This is a genomic window from Mesorhizobium sp. M7A.F.Ca.CA.003.01.2.1, from assembly GCF_003998945.1.
Lineage (GTDB): Bacteria > Pseudomonadota > Alphaproteobacteria > Rhizobiales > Rhizobiaceae > Mesorhizobium > Mesorhizobium ciceri.
Window position 1 is genome coordinate 1 of record NZ_RZRA01000916.1, and the last position, 2,245, is coordinate 2,245.

Genomic DNA, 2,245 nt, shown 5'->3' on the forward strand with positions numbered 1-2,245 from the left:
GCTGCCGTCGACGATATCAGGCGTGCAGCGCGTCATCGCCGCATCACTGTCCTTTGCGCCGGCGCCCAACGAGCGTTCCGACTTTTCCGATTTCTTCGGCAACAACGTCACCTCGATCGCCTTTCGCGACGCGCATGATGCGCTCGACATCAGGATGAGCGCCCGCGTGTCGGTGTCTCGGCCCGAGCCCGGGCTCGACGTGTCGCCCGATATCGCCCGGCTCAGGCAGGAGCTCGCCGCGGTGCGGTCTCTGGCACCTGATGCACCGCACCATTTCCTGACGGCCAGCACCCATGCCGGCATCGACGATGCGATCACTGCCTACGCACGCAGCAGCATCGCCGGTTCCGCCGCCAGCACGGCCATGAACCTGTGCCATCGCATTCATCGTGATTTCACCTATGACGGCGAGGCGACGACGGTGCGGACCCGGGCCAGCGATGCCTTCAGGCTGAAGCGCGGTGTCTGCCAGGACTTTTCGCATATCATGATCGCCGGCCTGCGCGGGCTCGGCATTCCCGCTGGCTATGTCAGCGGCTTCCTGCGCACCATCCCGCCGAAGGGCAAGCCCCGGCTGGAAGGCGCCGATGCCATGCATGCCTGGGTCAAGGTCTGGTGCGGGCGCGACGCAGGCTGGCAGGAATTCGATCCGACCAACGGCATGCGGGCCAGCAACGACCATATCACCGTCGGCTACGGCCGCGACTATTCGGACGTGGCGCCGATCGTCGGCGTGCTCAAGACCACGGGGGGACAGGTCGGCGAGCAGGCTGTCGACGTCATTCCGGTTGTGCTCGAGAAAGCCTGAAGGCAGGCTCGACACCGTTTTCGGACGGCGCGTGGAACCAGCGGTCGGCCAGTGGCTTATCTACGGAATTCGCGTGGAGCCGACATGTTGCAGAAATCCGGAATGTCGCCCGGCCGACCGGCTGGCGAGGACGCTGTATCGCCAGATGGCGTGTTCAAAAACGGGGCACAAAGCTCGGCCGATCATGCGTCGCTTAGTTATGTCAGCGATGCCGAGCCTGGTATCCGGCGGCTGAAGACAGGCAAGGGGTTTTCCTACAAGGGACCGGACGGACGGACGGTTTCGGACGCCACCAAAGCCCGCATCGAGGCGATCGTCATTCCGCCGGCCTGGACGGATGTGTGGATTTCGCCCGACGCGGACGGCCATATCCAGGCAACCGGCAGGGACCAGCGGGGACGCAAGCAATATCGTTATCATCCGCAATGGGCCGAAGAGCGCGATGGTGCCAAATATTCGAGCCTTGTCGCTTTCGCCGAGAGCCTGCCGGACCTGCGGCACAGGGTCGATAGCGATCTGCGCCGTCGTGGCTTGCCGTTCGAGCGTGTCGTCGCCGCGGTCGTCTGGCTGCTCGACAACACGATGATCCGCGTCGGCAATGCCGCCTACGCCCGCGACAACAAGAGTTTCGGGCTGACCACGTTGCGCGACCGGCATGTCGATATTGTCGGTTCAAGCCTGCGCTTTGCCTTCAAGGGCAAGTCGGGCAAGGAGTGGAAGCTGAAGCTGGCCGACCGCCGTATCGCCAGGATTGTGCGTGGCGCGCAGGACCTGCCAGGCCAGAAGCTGTTCCAGTATCTCGATGAGGACGGCGACAGGCGGCCGGTCCGCTCCGAGGACGTCAACCGCTATATCCGTGAGGCGGTCGGTGACGCCTTCAGTTCGAAGCATTTCCGCACCTGGGGCGGCACCATTCACGCCGCGTCGCTGTTTGCGCAAACGGAACTGCCGCAAAGCCAGGCGCAGCGAAACAGGGCGATGAACAGCGTCATCGACAAGGTTGCCGAACGGCTGGGCAATACGCGTGCCGTCTGCCGCAAATGCTATATCCATCCGCGGGTCTTCGAAGCGTGGTCCGAGGGACGGTTGCTGGATGAAATGGCGCAGGCCAACAAGCGCAAACGGGCGATTGCCGGTCTCGATGACGAGGAAGCTCTCGTGCTGCGATGGCTGAAACTGGGAGAAAGCTGACCGACGCGGCCGACGGTGGCCAAATCCGTCACATCTGGATTTTTTTATCGACGTCATGTCGGGATCGGTCTTACTGTTTCGTCCTTTGACAGAGAAAAGGACCAGCCATGCTCTACGCAATCCTCTGCTATGCCTCCGAAGATGTCGTCTGCTCCTGGAGCAAGGCACAGGACGACGAGGTCATGGCCAATCTCCTCGACGTTCAGGACAAGTACGCCAAGGCTGGTCGGCTCGGCCCGGTGGCAC

General features: G+C 63.0%; 3 protein-coding genes. All 3 read left to right on the forward strand.

Annotated elements, in window-relative coordinates; all coding sequences use genetic code 11:
* Position 1: 1 nt before the first annotated feature.
* A complete protein-coding gene (locus EN969_RS27615; protein ID WP_245467526.1) occupies positions 2-808 on the forward strand; it encodes a transglutaminase family protein in 807 nt (268 codons plus the stop codon).
* 84 nt (positions 809-892) lie between these two features.
* Entirely contained in the window at positions 893-1,999 is a 1,107-nt protein-coding gene (locus EN969_RS27620) for a DNA topoisomerase IB (protein WP_063168907.1), read from the forward strand.
* A gap of 107 nt (positions 2,000-2,106) precedes the next feature.
* On the forward strand, positions 2,107-2,245 hold a 139-nt coding region (locus EN969_RS27625; RefSeq protein ID WP_245467527.1), incomplete at its 3' end, for a YciI family protein.

Bases quoted from the DNA above. Each gene is read 5' to 3' on its own strand.
- EN969_RS27620 (WP_063168907.1), top strand. From the start codon at position 893: ATGTTGCAGAAATCCGGAATGTCGCCCGGCCGACCGGCTGGCGAGGAC.